This is a genomic window from Streptomyces sp. NPDC048352 (assembly GCF_040651895.1).
GTDB lineage: Bacteria > Actinomycetota > Actinomycetes > Streptomycetales > Streptomycetaceae > Streptomyces.
The window spans coordinates 1-13,872 of the sequence record NZ_JBEZKZ010000065.1 but is presented as its reverse complement, the minus strand read 5'-3'; the positions used below and the strand labels follow the sequence as shown (position 1 = coordinate 13,872).

At 71.8% G+C, this 13,872-nt stretch carries 10 protein-coding genes; 4 read left to right on the top strand and 6 right to left on the bottom strand.

Going from position 1 to position 13,872, the window contains the following annotated elements:
• Positions 1–107 precede the first annotated feature (107 nt).
• Together AB0D45_RS26710 and AB0D45_RS26705 are read left to right on the top strand one after the other, a co-directional pair.
• Positions 108–1,757, top strand: coding sequence for an alkaline phosphatase D family protein (locus tag AB0D45_RS26710; RefSeq protein ID WP_362463536.1), 1,650 nt, complete (start codon positions 108–110; stop codon positions 1,755–1,757).
• A 223-nt stretch (positions 1,758–1,980) separates the two neighbouring features.
• Positions 1,981–2,931, top strand: coding sequence for a zinc metalloprotease (locus AB0D45_RS26705; protein WP_361600186.1), 951 nt, complete (start codon positions 1,981–1,983; stop codon positions 2,929–2,931).
• A gap of 72 nt (positions 2,932–3,003) precedes the next feature.
• Here AB0D45_RS26705 and AB0D45_RS26700 read toward each other — a convergent pair whose 3' ends face one another.
• Positions 3,004–3,582, bottom strand: a complete 579-nt coding sequence (locus AB0D45_RS26700; protein WP_361600159.1) for a dienelactone hydrolase family protein — start codon at positions 3,580–3,582, stop codon at positions 3,004–3,006.
• Between the two features lie 64 nt (positions 3,583–3,646).
• On the opposite strand from AB0D45_RS26700, the gene AB0D45_RS26695 reads away from it, so the two are divergent.
• Positions 3,647–4,690 (top strand): mechanosensitive ion channel domain-containing protein, encoded by a 1,044-nt coding sequence (locus AB0D45_RS26695; RefSeq protein ID WP_362463589.1) that lies wholly within the window; start codon positions 3,647–3,649, stop codon positions 4,688–4,690.
• Here the strand turns inward: AB0D45_RS26695 and AB0D45_RS26690 are convergent.
• From AB0D45_RS26690 to AB0D45_RS26670, 5 genes are all read right to left on the bottom strand, one after another.
• Positions 4,687–6,279: a Na+/H+ antiporter gene (locus AB0D45_RS26690; RefSeq protein ID WP_362463533.1), complete on the bottom strand. Its 1,593-nt coding sequence runs from the start codon at positions 6,277–6,279 to the stop codon at positions 4,687–4,689. The genes AB0D45_RS26695 and AB0D45_RS26690 overlap by 4 nt on opposite strands.
• 228 nt (positions 6,280–6,507) lie before the next feature.
• Positions 6,508–6,987, bottom strand: a complete 480-nt coding sequence (locus AB0D45_RS26685; protein ID WP_362463530.1) for a GNAT family N-acetyltransferase — start codon at positions 6,985–6,987, stop codon at positions 6,508–6,510.
• Positions 6,984–7,925, bottom strand: coding sequence for an RluA family pseudouridine synthase (locus tag AB0D45_RS26680; RefSeq protein ID WP_362463527.1), 942 nt, complete (start codon positions 7,923–7,925; stop codon positions 6,984–6,986). Before AB0D45_RS26680 ends, AB0D45_RS26685 begins: the two co-directional genes overlap by 4 nt.
• Before the next feature lie 52 nt (positions 7,926–7,977).
• Positions 7,978–8,544, bottom strand: coding sequence for a signal peptidase II (lspA, locus tag AB0D45_RS26675; protein ID WP_362463524.1), 567 nt, complete (start codon positions 8,542–8,544; stop codon positions 7,978–7,980).
• 86 nt (positions 8,545–8,630) lie between these two features.
• Positions 8,631–9,974 (bottom strand): TraR/DksA C4-type zinc finger protein, encoded by a 1,344-nt coding sequence (locus AB0D45_RS26670; protein WP_362463521.1) that lies wholly within the window; start codon positions 9,972–9,974, stop codon positions 8,631–8,633.
• 596 nt (positions 9,975–10,570) lie between these two features.
• On the opposite strand from AB0D45_RS26670, the gene ileS reads away from it, so the two are divergent.
• Positions 10,571–13,717 (top strand): isoleucine--tRNA ligase, encoded by a 3,147-nt coding sequence (ileS, locus tag AB0D45_RS26665; protein WP_362463518.1) that lies wholly within the window; start codon positions 10,571–10,573, stop codon positions 13,715–13,717.
• Positions 13,718–13,872 lie beyond the last annotated feature (155 nt).

Sequence of the window (13,872 nt, the reverse complement as noted above, 5' to 3'; positions counted from 1 at the left end):
CCGGCGGACCACCGCGCCAAACGGGCGGGCGAACTCCCGGAGTTCGCCCGCCCGTTGTCGTTCCGTATCTGTTCCCTGCGGCATACCGATCAGTAATATGATCGGTCGTGACCAGTCATCTCACCCCTTCGCACCCGCGCCGCCGTACGGTCGTCCTGGCCGCCGCGGCCACGGCCGCACTCGCGCCGATCGCCACCCTCGGTGCCCCGGCGGCCCACGCGGCGGGGGCCGCGCCCGCCTTCCTCCACGGCGTCGCCTCGGGCGACCCGCTGCCCGACGGGATCCTGCTCTGGACCCGCGTCACCCCGACCCCGGACGCGGTCCCCGGCTCCGGCCTGGGCCCGGCCACCGCCGTGGGGTGGGAGGTGGCCGAGGACAAGGCCTTCTCCCGCGTCGTCGCGAGCGGCTCCGTCACCGCGACCGCCGCCTCCGACCACACCGTCAAGGCGGACGTGCGCGGCCTGCGGCCGCAGACCCCGTACTGGTACCGGTTCACCGCCGGCTCCACCGTCTCCCCCGCCGGGCGCACCCTGACCGCACCGGCGGCCGGCACGACCACGCCCGGCATCCGCTTCGGCGTGGTCTCCTGCGCCAACTGGGAGTCCGGCTACTTCTCCGCGTACCGGCACCTGGCCGCCCGCACGGACCTGCACGCGGTCCTGCACCTGGGCGACTACATCTACGAGTACCAGACCGGCGGTTACCCCGAGGCGAAGTACGTCGTACGCCAGCACGAGCCGAAGAACGAGATCGTCTCGCTCTCCGACTACCGCACCCGGCACGGCACGTACAAGACGGACGCCGACCTCCAGGCCCTGCACGCGGCCCACCCGGTCGTCGCCATCTGGGACGACCACGAGTTCGCCGACAACTCCTGGTCCGACGGGGCCGGGAACCACACCCCGGGCACCGAGGGCGACTGGGCGGCCCGCGCGGCCGCCGCCAAGCAGGCGTACTTCGAGTGGATGCCCGTACGCCCCTCCATAGCGGGTACCGTCTACCGCCGGCTGCAGTTCGGCACCCTCGCCGACCTGCACCTGCTGGACCTGCGCTCCTTCCGCTCGCAGCAGGCCAAGGTCGGCAGCGGCTCGGTGGACGACCCGGAGCGCACCATCACCGGGCGGGCCCAGTTGGACTGGCTCAAGTCCGGGCTGGCGGCCTCGAACGCGACCTGGAAGCTGGTCGGCACGTCGGTGATGATCTCGCCGGTGGCCTTCGGCTCGCTGCCCGCGCACCTGCTGAAGCCGCTGGCGCACCTGCTGGGCCTGCCGGAGGGCGGCATCGCGGTCAACGTCGACCAGTGGGACGGCTACACGGACGATCGCAAGGAGCTCCTGGAGCACTTGAAGGACCGGAACATCAAGAACACGGTGTTCCTGACCGGTGACATCCACATGGCCTGGGCGAACGACGTCCCGGTGAACATGGCGACGTACCCGGGCTCGGGGACGGCGGCGACCGAGTTCGTCGTGACCTCGGTGACCTCCGACAACATCGACGACATGCTGCACGTGGCGCCGCACACCCTCTCGGTCGTGGCCGAGGGGGCCGTCAAGGCGGCGAACTGGCACGTGAAGTGGCTGGACATGGACTCCCACGGCTACGGGGTGCTGGACGTGACGGCCGAGCGCTCGCAGATGGACTACTACGTGGTCTCGGACAAGCGGCGGCAGGACGCGAGCGCCTCCTGGGCCCGCTCGTACCGCACGCTGAACGGCACCCAGCGGGTGGAGCGGGCCGACCAGCCGGTTCGCTGATACACCGTCAAATTTGCTGCGAAGAGGGGCTCCTGGTGCAGACCAGGAGCCCCGCCCGGCACACAGGCAACAAATCTTTAACCTCCGGGTACTTGCCATCTGAATGACATGCACACATAAACTTCCGGCCAGCGTGAGGAAATCCCTCACCCCCCACCACGCTTGCCGAGGAGTCAACGTGCGCGCTGTCGCCCGCATATCCCCCCTTCTCCGCCGCCGCCTCATGGGTACGGCCGTCCTGGCCTCCACCCTGGCGTTCGCGCCCCTGACCGCCCCGGCCACCCTCGCCTCGGCCGCCCCGCAGACCGGCGCGGAGGCCTGCGCCGAGGGCTCCGCCCCGGCCAACGCCCGCGTCGCCAAGCCCAAGGACAACCACGCGGCCGAGCCCAACGAGGTCTCCGAGGCCCAGGTCAAGGCCATGGACGCCGACCTGCAGAAGAAGCTCGGCCAGATGCGGCTGTCCCCGCAGCAGGTCTACGGCGTCGGCGCCGCGGCCACCGCCACGAACATTCCGGTGTACGTCCACGTCATCACCTCCGGCACCGCCGGCAAGCTGACCGCCACGGACATCAGCAACCAGATCGCCGTCCTCAACGCCGCCTACAGCGGCCAGGGCACCGGCAACGTCGACTCCGGCTTCCAGTTCACCCTGGCGGGAACCGACTACACGGACAACGCCGCCTGGTACAACGTCTCCGACGGCACCCAGGCCGAGAAGGACATGAAGAACGCCCTGCGCAAGGGCGACAAGAACGCGCTGAACATCTACACGGCCAACCTCGGCGGCGGCCTGCTCGGCTGGGCGACCTTCCCGAGCTCCTACGCCTCCCAGCCCAAGATGGACGGCGTGGTCCTCCTCAACACCTCGCTGCCCGGCGGCTCCGCCGCCAACTACAACGAGGGCGACACCGCCACCCACGAGGTCGGCCACTGGATGGGCCTCTACCACACCTTCCAGGGCGGCTGCACGGGCAGCGGCGACTCCGTCGCCGACACCCCGGCCGAGAAGAGCGCCGCCTTCGAGTGCCCGACCGGCCGCGACTCCTGCGCCAGCAAGGCCGGCGTCGACCCGATCCACAACTTCATGGACTACACGTACGACTCCTGCATGTACCAGTTCTCCGCGGGCCAGGTCTCGCGCATGAAGAGCATGTGGACGGCCTACCGCGGCTGATCCACCGGCCCTCCCCGCACCAAAGGCACTGCCCCCCGGCGCCCGGCGCCGGGGGGCAGTGCCCTTTTCCCCCTACAGCGTGTCGAGGAACGCGAGGGCGGCCTTCCAGGTCTCCTCGGCGGCCTCGGCGTCGTAGTCCTCCAGCTCCGGGTCCGTGAACAGGTGCCCCGCGCCCGGGTAGCTGTGGACCTCCACGTCCGCCCCGGCCCGCCGCATCCGCAAGTACCAGGCGGTCAGCCAGTCGTGCGTCTCGTAGGGGTCCGGGTCCGCGATGTGCAGCTGCACCGGCAGCTCGTCCGCCGACGCGTCCTCCTCCAGGTCCGCCGTGCCGTGCAGGAGCAGCAGCCCGCGCGCCTTGTCGTCGGCCAGCGCCAGGTGCTGGGCGACGGAGCCGCCGAAGGAGAAGCCGGCGTACACCAGGCCCTGGTCGGAGAAGGGCGCCGAGGCCAGCACCGCCCGCTTCAGCAGCTCGTCGCGGCCCACCTCCTCCTGGTGGGCGGAGCCCTCCTCGAACGTCGCGAACGTACGGCCCTCGAAGAGGTCCGGCACCTGGACCGTGTGCCCGGCCGCGCGCAGCCGGTCGGCCGCGGCGTGCACCGCGGGCCGCAGCCCGTACGTCGAATGGAAGAGCATGATGTTCATGCCCTCCATCGTGCCATTCGTACGGAAAGCAGGAGTCCGGGGGCGCCCCGTGGATACCGTCTCCGGCATGGAGATGGAGAGCGTCCTGCGTCCCCTCACGGTCGTCTGCGCCGCGGTGGTCCTCACCCTGGTCGCCGGCTGGCTGCTGGACCTGCTGCTGCGCCAGGCCGACGCCCGGCACGCCGAAACCCCGCTGTGGGGTCTGCTGCGCCGCTGCGGCCTGCCCTTCCGGCTCGTCCTCGGCACCGCCGTGCTCCAGGCCGCGTACCGGCCGGCGGGCGTCCTCCCCGCCCACGCGGACGCCGTGGGCCACGTGCTGACCCTGGTCCAGATCGCCTCGACCGCCTGGCTGCTCGTCGGCATCGCGACGGCGGTCGTCGAGGCGACGTACGCCCGCTACGCCGCCGTCTCCCCCGACGAGGCGCGGGTGCGCCGGGTGCGCACCCAGGTCACCCTGATCCAGCGGGTGCTCACCGCCCTGGCCGTGGTGGTCGCCGCCGCCGCGATGCTGCTGACCTTCCCGGCGATGCGCACGGTCGGCACCTCGGTGCTGGCGTCCGCCGGGGTCCTCGGGATCGTCGCGGGCATCGCCGCGCAGTCCTCCCTCGGCAATCTCTTCGCCGGACTCCAGATCGCCTTCGGGGACACCGTGCGCATCGGGGACACGGTGGTCGTGGACGAGGAGTGGGGGAAGGTCGAGGAGATCACCTTGACGTTCCTGGTGGTCCGCACGTGGGACGAGCGCCGGATCACGATGCCGGTCTCCTACTTCACCAGCAAGCCGTACGAGAACTGGTCGCGGGGCGGCGCCCAGATGACCGGCACGGTCTTCTGGCACCTGGACCACTCGGCGCCGGTCGCCCTGATGCGCGACCGGCTGGCGGAGATCCTCCCGGACATCCCCGAATGGGACGGCCGCACCGGCACCCTCGCCGTCACGGACACCACCCCGAACACCATCGTGGTCCGCGCGGTGGTCACCGCGAAGGACGCCGACGACCTGTGGACCGTGCGCTGCGCGGTCCGCGAGCAGCTGATCACCTGGCTCTCCGACCGGCACCCGTACGCCTTCCCCCGCGTCACGACCACCGAGGTCATCCCGCGGGAGGCACCCTAGGGACTGCGCAGGCTCCGGACGTCCAGGTGGCGCAGGACGCGGTCCACGATCTCCGGGTCGGCGCCCGGTTCGCTGCGCGCCGCCAGGACCTCGTGCCGGGCGGCGGACATCATCTCCCGCTGGATGCGCTGGATGTCGCGGATCCGCTCGACCCGCTTCGCGTAGGCCTCCCGCCGTTCCTCGTCCACCAGATCGGGGCTGATCCTGGCCCCGACGTCGTACGCACGCCGGTGCAGGGTCTCGACCAGGTCATCCGGGAGGTCCTCGACGTCCTCGATCTCCTTGAGCCGCTGCTTCGCCGCCTTCGCCGCGCGCAGCGCGAGGTGCCGCTCGATCTCCCGTTCCACGTCCGTGTCCGGCTCCACCCCCAGCCGCCGCACCAGCCACGGCAGGGTCAGGCCCTGGCACACCAGGGTGGCCATGATCACCGCGAACGCGATGAAGATGATCTCGTCCCGCGCCGGGAAGGCGTCGCCCGCGTCCGTACGGAGGGGCAGGGCCAGGGCCAGCGCCACCGAGGCCACCCCCCGCATCCCGGCCCACCACATCACCAGGCTCTCCCGCCAGCTCAGCGGGATCTCCTCCTGGTAGTCGCGGCGCCGGTGCAGCTTCTTCGCCAGCCAGCCCGCCGGCAGCAGCCACAGCAGCCGTACGCCGACCACCACCGCGACCACCACGGCCGCCCAGCCGGCCATGTCCCCCTCGCGGCCCTTCGCGACGCCGAAGACGTTGTGCAGCTCCAGCCCGATCAGCCCGAACGCCACCCCGGTGACGAGCGTGTCGACGATCTCCCAGAACGTGTGCCCGGCGAGGCGGCCCAGCACGTCGTCGGCGTCGCCCGCGTACTCGGCGAGGAACAGGGCCGTCGTCAGCACGGCCAGCACGCCCGAGCCCTGGAACTCCTCCGCCGCCACGTACGCGACGAACGGCACGAGCAGCGTCAGGCCGATCTTCAGGGTGGCGTCCCCGAGCCCGCCCATCAGCCGGTTCGTGGCCCAGCCCAGCGCCAGCCCGACGGCGACCGCCACCACGGCGGACAGGACGAACTCCCCGAGCGCGTCCGGCCACGAGAAAGTGCCGCTCACGACGGCGGCCACCGCCACGTGGTAGAGCACGATGGCGGTGACGTCGTTGAACAGGCCCTCGCCCTCCAGGATCGACACCATCCGGCGCGGCAGCCCGAGCGCCCCGGCCACGGCGGTGGCGGCGACCGGGTCCGGCGGCGCGACCAGCGCGCCGAGCGCGACGGCGGCGGCCAGCGGCAGTCCGGGCACGACGGCGTAGGCGACGCCGGCCACGGCGGCGGTCGTCACGAACACCAGGGCCACGGCCAGCAGCAGGATCGGCCGGACGTTCGCGGCGAACTGCCGCCAGGAGGTGCGCTGCGCGGAGGCGTACAGCAGCGGCGGCAGCACCAGCGGGAGGATGTACTCGGGCGGGATGTCGACGTTGGGGACGGCCGGCACCAGCGCCAGCACGACTCCCCCGATGGTCATGAGGACGGGCGCGGGCAGCCCGAGCCGGTCCCCGAGCGGTACGGTGACGACGGCCCCGAGCAGCAGTACGAAGAGCAGAGCGAGCTGATCCACTCCCCCACCCTGCCGTATCCGCCGGTGCTCCGCCCTCAGGCGCGGTCGCCGCCGCGCGGCGGCCGGACGGAGCCACTCCCCGCCCTGCCTCCGCCCGTTCCCCGGAACTCCGCCCCCAACCGTCCCCCGCGCCTCAACCGCGCCGCCGAGGCGGGATCTCCCGCGCGGCGGGACAACGCGCACCGACCGGCACCCGCGCGAACCGGCCCCCGGTCGGGAAGGTGCCGGCTACGGCAGCCGGCGCCGCATCGACCGGTGCGGGATGCCGGCGTCCTCGAACTCCGGCCCGTACGCCTCGTACCCCAGCCGCTCGTAGAAGCCCAGCGCGTGGGTCTGCGCCCCGAGGTGCACCGCGGCCAGCCCCAGCCGCCCGGCCTCCGCCTCGATCGCGCGCACCAGCGCCACTCCGACGCCCAGCCCGCGCGCGGACTTGCGTACGGCCAGCCGGCCCAGGGAGCCGACCTCCGGGGAGCCCGTCTTGCCCAGGGCCTCGGGCCCGTGCAGCAGCCGGCCGGTGCCCAGCGGCTCGCCGTCCGGGCCGGCGGCCAGGACGTGCACCGCGACCGCGTCGTACGCGTCGTACTCGATGGACTCCGGTACCGACTGCTCGACCACGAAGACCTCGGTCCGCACAGCGTTGCACGCCGCCCGGTCGGCCTCGGACTCCGCGACCCTCACCGAGACCGGAGCGGGCGGGAGCGAGGTCACTGGCTCTCGGCCCGGATCACGTCCAGGGCGTGCTGGAGGTCCGCCGGGTAGCCGCTCTCGAACTCCACCCACTGGCCGTCGGCCGGGTGCTCGAAGCCGAGCCGCACCGCGTGCAGCCACTGCCGGGTCAGCCCCAGCCGCTTGGCGACGGTCGGGTCCGCCCCGTACGTCAGGTCGCCGACACAGGGGTGGCGGTGCGCGGACATGTGCACGCGGATCTGGTGCGTGCGCCCCGTCTCCAGCTTGATGTCCAGCAGCGAGGCTGCGCGGAAGGCCTCGATGAGGTCGTAGTGGGTGACGGAGGCCTTGCCGTCCTGGGTCACCGCCCACTTGTAGTCGGCGTTCGGGTGGCGCCCGATCGGCGCGTCGATCGTGCCGCTCATCGGATCCGGGTGGCCCTGCACCAGCGCGTGGTAGCGCTTGTCCACGACGCGCTCGCGGAACTGGTTCTTCAGGGAGGTGTACGCGCGCTCGGACTTGGCCACGGCCATCAGGCCGGAGGTGCCGACGTCGAGGCGGTGCACGACGCCCTGGCGCTCGGAGGCGCCGGAGGTCGAGATCCGGTAGCCGGCGGCGGCGAGGCCGCCGATCACGGTGGTGCCGGTCCAGCCGGGGCTGGGGTGGGCGGCGACGCCGACCGGCTTCATGACGACCACGATGTCGTCGTCGTCGTGGACGATCTCCATGCCGGGCACGGGCTCGGCCACGAGCTCGACGGGCCGCGGCGGGGCGGGCATCTCCACCTCGAGCCAGGCGCCGCCGTGGACGCGCTCGGACTTGCCGACGACACTGCCGTCGACCGAGACCTTCCCCTCCGCCGCCAGCTCGGCCGCCTTCGTCCGGGAAAAACCGAACATACGGGCGATCGCGGCGTCGACACGCTCGCCTTCGAGGCCATCGGGAACGGGCAGGGTGCGGATCTCGGGAATCGTACTCACCTGTCGAGTATGCAGGACTCGGCAGCGGAGCTTTCCCGCGCGAGCTCCGCGATCAGTCCTTGTGGACGGTGCCGTCCGGGTCCAGCCCCTTGAACGACAGCAGGACGATCAGGATCCCGCCGCACACGATCGCCGAGTCCGCGAGGTTGAAGACCGCGAAGTGGGCCGGCGCGATGAAGTCGACGACCGCACCGCGGAACACGCCCGGCGAGCGGAAGATCCGGTCGGTGAGGTTGCCCAGCGCACCGCCCAGCAGCAGGCCGAGGGCGATCGCCCACGGCAGGCTGTACAGCTTGCGCGCCAGCCGGACGATCACCACGATCACGGTCGCCGCGATGCCGGTGAAGATGATCGTGAAGGCCTCGCCGAAGCCGAACGCGGCGCCGGGGTTGCGGATGGCGGAGAACTTCAGCAGGTCACCGATGATCTCGATCGGCGGCTGGTGTTCCAGTTTGGCCACCACCAGCATCTTGCTGCCGAGGTCGAGCAGGTACGCGAGCACCGCCACGACCAGCAGCGCCGCGATCCGCCGGCGCCCCCGGGGCGCGGCGGGCTCCGACTGCGGCTCGGCGTCGTCCCCGACTTCCGGCATACCGATGGTGCGCTCCGCCTCTGCCACGTGAGTCCCTCGAACTAGCTCGAACCAGGTACGGGTAACTGGATCCCGACGAGACACGAGAGTACGTCAGTGCGCGTAGGTCCTGCCTAGTGCCTTCGCTCCTGCTTCTGCTTGCAGTCCACGCACAGCGTCGCCCGCGGGAAGGCCTGCATGCGCGCCTTTCCGATGGGCCGGCCGCAGTTCTCGCAGAGTCCGTAGGTGCCCGCCTCCAGCCGCTCCAGGGCCCGCTCGGTCTGCTCCAGCATCGAGGTGGCGTTGGCGGCGAGCGCCAGCTCCGACTCCCGGGTGATGTTCTTGGTCCCGGTGTCGGCCTGGTCGTCGCCGGCGCCGTCGCCGGAGTCGCGCATCAGGCCGGAGATGGCCACCTCGGAGGCGTCCAGCTCGGCGCGCAGCCGCAGCACCTCGCTCTCCAGCTCAGCGCGCGCCTCACCGACCTCCTCGGGGGTCCAGGGGTCCTCGCCCGCCCGTACGGCGAGCTCGCCGGGAGCGGCCGCGGCCGGGGCGGCCTTCACCTTGGGGAGCCCGCTGGTGGCGGTCCCGGCCGTCTTCCTGGCCGTACCCGCAGTCTTCTTGGCTACCACTTTCCGAGCTCCCGTCTTCCGCGCGGCCGGGGCCGCCCCCTCGGACCCGGCCGATTTGGCCGCGGCCTTGCTCGTGCGCTCGGCTACCGCCGTACGGGCCGCACCGATCCCGGCCGAAGCCGTCTCGGCCGACGCCGCCTTGCCGGTGACCTGCCTGTCCGAAGCCGCCTCGGCGATGGCCTGCTTGGCCTTCGCCGGCACGGCGGTGGCCTTGTCGGCCTTCGCCGGCTTGGTCATGGCCTTGTCGGCCCGGGCCGGCTTCGCGCTGGCCTTGTCGGCCAAGGCCGACTCGGCCGAAGCCTTGTCGACCGGAGCCGTCTTGGTCGAAGCCTTCTGGGCAGCGGTCTTCTTGACCGCAGCCTCCTTGGTAGGCGGCGCTTGCTTCTTCTCGGCCACGACCTTCTTGGCCGGGGCCTTCTTCGCCGCCGCTTCCGGGGCCGGAGCCCGTTCGGCCGCGGCCTTTTTGGCCGAGGCCCGCTTGGCCGGAGCCTCCTTGCCGCCGGCTGCACTCACCCCGGCCCCCTTGGCCGGAGCCTTGGCAGCAGCCTTCGTGCCGGAGGCCTTCTTCTCCGCGGGCTCCTTGCCCGCCGCTTTCGCGGCAGAAGCCTTCTTCCCCGCGACCTCCTCGGCCGGAACCCGTTTGGTCGTGGCCTTCACGGCCTCGGCCTTGGCCGGAGACGCCCGCTTGGCCGGGGCCTTGGCGGCCGTAGCCCGGTCGGCGGCAGTCGTGCGGGACGGAGCCTTCTTCGCCGAGGCGGTCCCGGCCGAGGCCGTTCTGGCCGGGGCCGGTTTCGTACGGCCGGGACGGGCCGGAGCGGCCGCCGGAGGCGACGGCGTGGAGCCTGGCACAGCAGCCACCTCCCGTGTCACCGTCTTCTTCGCCACCATGCCCGCGGCCCCTTTTCACATACTGTGATCTTGTTCGCAGATCGTGCCGGAACGATAAATCGCCTCCGACCCCACGGCAACGGGGCACGCGTCCCTCAAGGTCAACCTGCATCCGTTGTGCCCAGCGGGAGGCCCCGTAATCCGCCGCACCGGCCCCGGTGGAGCCCGGACCGGCCCGTCAGCCCATCCGGGTCATCCCGCCACCCGCCCCGCGCCGCGCCCCCGGCCCCCGCAAAACCGGTCTGCCGACCCGCCCCCCGGCCCGTACACTGGGCGCAGCGAAAGGCATGGATGGGGACGAGTAGCGTCGGACGCAGCCAGGAGCGACCCGGGGACGGTGAGAGCCCGGGGGCGAGCGCGACGTGAAGGATCACCCCGGAGCCGCCGGAAGAAAGCCCGCACGGACCCCCGTACGGCGAGTAGAACCGGCTTCGCACCCCAATGAGGGGGCCGCCGGACCTGTCCGGAGGCCAAGGAGGGTGGTACCGCGGGAGCAGCAGACGGCTCTCGTCCCTCCGGACGGAAGTGACACACCGCCGGAGGAAGAGTTCAGCCTCATGACCACACCGCCGCAGTACCGCCCGGTACCCGCCCAGGTCGACCTGCCCGCCCTCGAGCACGCCGTCCTCGACTTCTGGCGCGAGAACAAGACCTTCGCCAAGACGCTCGAGCAGTCCGAGGGCCGCCCCGAGTGGGTCTTCTACGAGGGCCCGCCCACCGCGAACGGCATGCCCGGCGCGCACCACATCGAGGCCCGCGTCTTCAAGGACGTCTTCCCCCGCTTCCGCACCATGCGCGGCTACCACGTGGCCCGCAAGGCCGGCTGGGACTGCCACGGCCTGCCCGTCGAGCTGGCCGTCGAGAAGGAGCTCGGCTTCAGCGGCAAGCAGGACATCGAGGCGTACGGCATCGCCGAGTTCAACGCCAAGTGCCGCGAGTCCGTGACCCGTCACACCGACGCGTTCGCCGAGCTCACGACCCGCATGGGCTACTGGGTCGACCTGGACGACGCGTACCGGACCATGGACCCCGAGTACGTCGAGTCCGTGTGGTGGTCGCTGAAGGAGATCTTCAACAAGGGCCTGCTCACCCAGGACCACCGGGTGGCCCCCTGGTGCCCGCGCTGCGGCACCGGCCTCTCGGACCACGAGCTGGCACAGGGCTACGAGACGGTCGTCGACCCCTCCGTCTACGTCCGCTTCCCGCTGACCTCCGGCCCGCTCGCCGGCGAGGCGGCGCTGGTCGTGTGGACCACCACCCCCTGGACCCTGGTCTCCAACACGGCGGTCGCCGCGCACCCGGACGTCACGTACGTGGTCGCCACCAACGGCGAGGAGAAGCTGGTCGTCGCCCAGCCGCTGCTGGAGAAGGCGCTCGGCGAGGGCTGGGAGGCCACCGGCCTGACCTTCACCGGCAAGGACATGGAGCGCTGGACGTACGAGCGCCCGTTCGCCCTCGTGGAGTTCCCGGAGCCGGCCCACTACGTCGTCAACGCCGAGTACGTGACGACCGAGGACGGCACCGGCCTCGTCCACCAGGCCCCCGCCTTCGGCGCCGACGACCTCGCGGTCTGCCGCTCGTACGGCATGCCGGTCGTGAACCCGGTCCGGGCCGACGGCACCTTCGAGGAGGACGTCCCGCTGGTCGGCGGCGTGTTCTTCAAGAAGGCCGACGAGCGCCTGACCGCCGACCTCGACGCGCGCGGCCTGCTCTTCAAGCACATCGCCTACGAGCACAGCTACCCGCACTGCTGGCGCTGCCACACCGCCCTGCTCTACTACGCGCAGCCGTCCTGGTACGTCCGCACCACCGCCGTCAAGGACGCGATGCTGCGGGAGAACGAGAAGACCAACTGGTTCCCGGAGTCGGTCAAGCAGGGCCGCTTCGGCGACTGGCTGAACAACAACATCGACTGGGCGCTCTCCCGCAACCGCTACTGGGGCACCCCGCTGCCGATCTGGCGCTGCGAGGAGAACCACCTCACCTGCGTCGGCTCCCGCGCCGAGCTGAGCGAGCTGTCCGGGCAGGACCACTCCGCCCTGGACCCGCACCGCCCGTACATCGACGACGTGACCTTCACCTGCACCGCCGAGGGCTGCTCCCTCGAAGCGGTCCGCGTGCCCGAGGTGATCGACGCCTGGTACGACTCGGGCTCGATGCCGTTCGCGCAGTGGGGCTACCCGTACAAGAACAAGGAGATCTTCGAGAAGCGCTACCCGGCGCAGTTCATCTCGGAGGCCATCGACCAGACGCGCGGGTGGTTCTACACCCTCATGGCGGTCGGCACGCTCGTCTTCGACAAGTCCTCGTACGAGAACGTGGTCTGCCTCGGCCACATCCTCGCCGAGGACGGCCGCAAGATGTCCAAGCACCTGGGCAACATCCTCCAGCCGATCCCGCTCATGGACCAGCACGGCGCCGACGCCGTCCGCTGGTTCATGGCGGCGGGCGGTTCCCCGTGGGCGGCGCGGCGCGTCGGCCACGGCACGATCCAGGAGGTCGTCCGCAAGACGCTCCTCACGTACTGGAACACGGTCGCCTTCCAGGCCCTGTACGCCCGTACGTCGCAGTGGGCCCCGTCCGCCGCCGACCCGGCGCCGGCGGACCGCACGGTGCTGGACCGCTGGCTGCTGTCCGAGCTGCACACCCTGGTGGCCGAGGTCACGGACGCCATGGAGGCGTACGACACCCAGCGCGCCGGCAAGCTGCTGTCCGCGTTCGTGGACGACCTGTCGAACTGGTACGTGCGCCGCTCGCGCCGCCGGTTCTGGCAGGGCGACAAGGCGGCCCTGCGCACGCTGCACGACGTGGTGGAGACGGTCACCCGTCTCATGGCCCCCCTGACCCCCTTCATCACGGAGCGGGTCTGGCAGGACATGATCGTCCCGGTCACCCCGGACGCGCCGGAGTCGGTGCACCTCTCCACCTGGCCGGTGGCCGACACCTCGGCGATCGACGCGACCCTCTCGCAGCAGATGCTGCTGGTCCGCCGCCTCGTGGAGCTGGGCCGCGCCACGCGTGCCGAGTCGGGTGTGAAGACCCGCCAGCCGCTCTCCCGGGCCCTGGTCGGTGCCGCGGGCTTCGACGCCCTGTCCGCCGAGCTCCAGGCGCAGATCACGGAGGAGCTGAACGTCTCCTCCCTGGCCTCCCTGTCCGAGGTCGGCGGGTCGCTGGTGGACACCACGGCCAAGGCCAACTTCCGGGCGCTGGGCAAGCGCTTCGGCAAGGGCGTGCAGGACGTCGCGAAGGCCGTGGCCGCGGCCGACGCGGCGGCGCTGTCGCTGGCGCTGCGCTCGGGCGAGGCCGCCGTGGAGGTGAACGGCGAGACGGTCGCCCTCACCCCGGAGGAGGTCATCATCACGGAGACCCCGCGCGAGGGCTGGTCGGTGGCCTCGGACTCCGGTGCGACGGTCGCCCTGGACCTGGAGATCACCCCGGAGCTGCGGCTGGCGGGCCTCGCGCGTGACGCGATCCGCCTGATCCAGGAGGCCCGGAAGAACTCCGGCCTCGACGTCGCGGACCGCATCGCCCTGCGCTGGTCCTCCACGTCACCGGAGGTCGAGACGGCCCTGACGGACCACGCGGCCCTGATCGCGGACGAGGTCCTGGCGACGGACTTCGCGGCCGGCGAGGCCGACGCGGCGTACGGCGACCCCTTCACGGACGAGTCCCTGTCCCTGACGTTCCGCCTCCGCAAGGCGTAACCGTCCCGACCGGTGGCCCGGCCCTTCCCCTCCGGGGGGGCCGGGCCACTGCCGTCTGCAGGCCCCTCCCCGCGCCTCGAACACCGGCGGGGCCGGATCTTCCAGCCCCGTCGGCGTTTGAGGCGCGGGGGCGGGGCGGAGCCGAATCCAGCCCC

Coding starts and splice junctions, on each gene's coding strand:
- ileS (WP_362463518.1), top strand. CDS start 10,571: ATGACCACACCGCCGCAGTACCGCCCGGTACCCGCCCAGGTCGACCTG.
- AB0D45_RS26705 (WP_361600186.1), top strand. CDS start 1,981: ATGGGTACGGCCGTCCTGGCCTCCACCCTGGCGTTCGCGCCCCTGACC.
- AB0D45_RS26700 (WP_361600159.1), bottom strand. CDS start 3,582: ATGGAGGGCATGAACATCATGCTCTTCCATTCGACGTACGGGCTGCGG.
- AB0D45_RS26695 (WP_362463589.1), top strand. CDS start 3,647: ATGGAGAGCGTCCTGCGTCCCCTCACGGTCGTCTGCGCCGCGGTGGTC.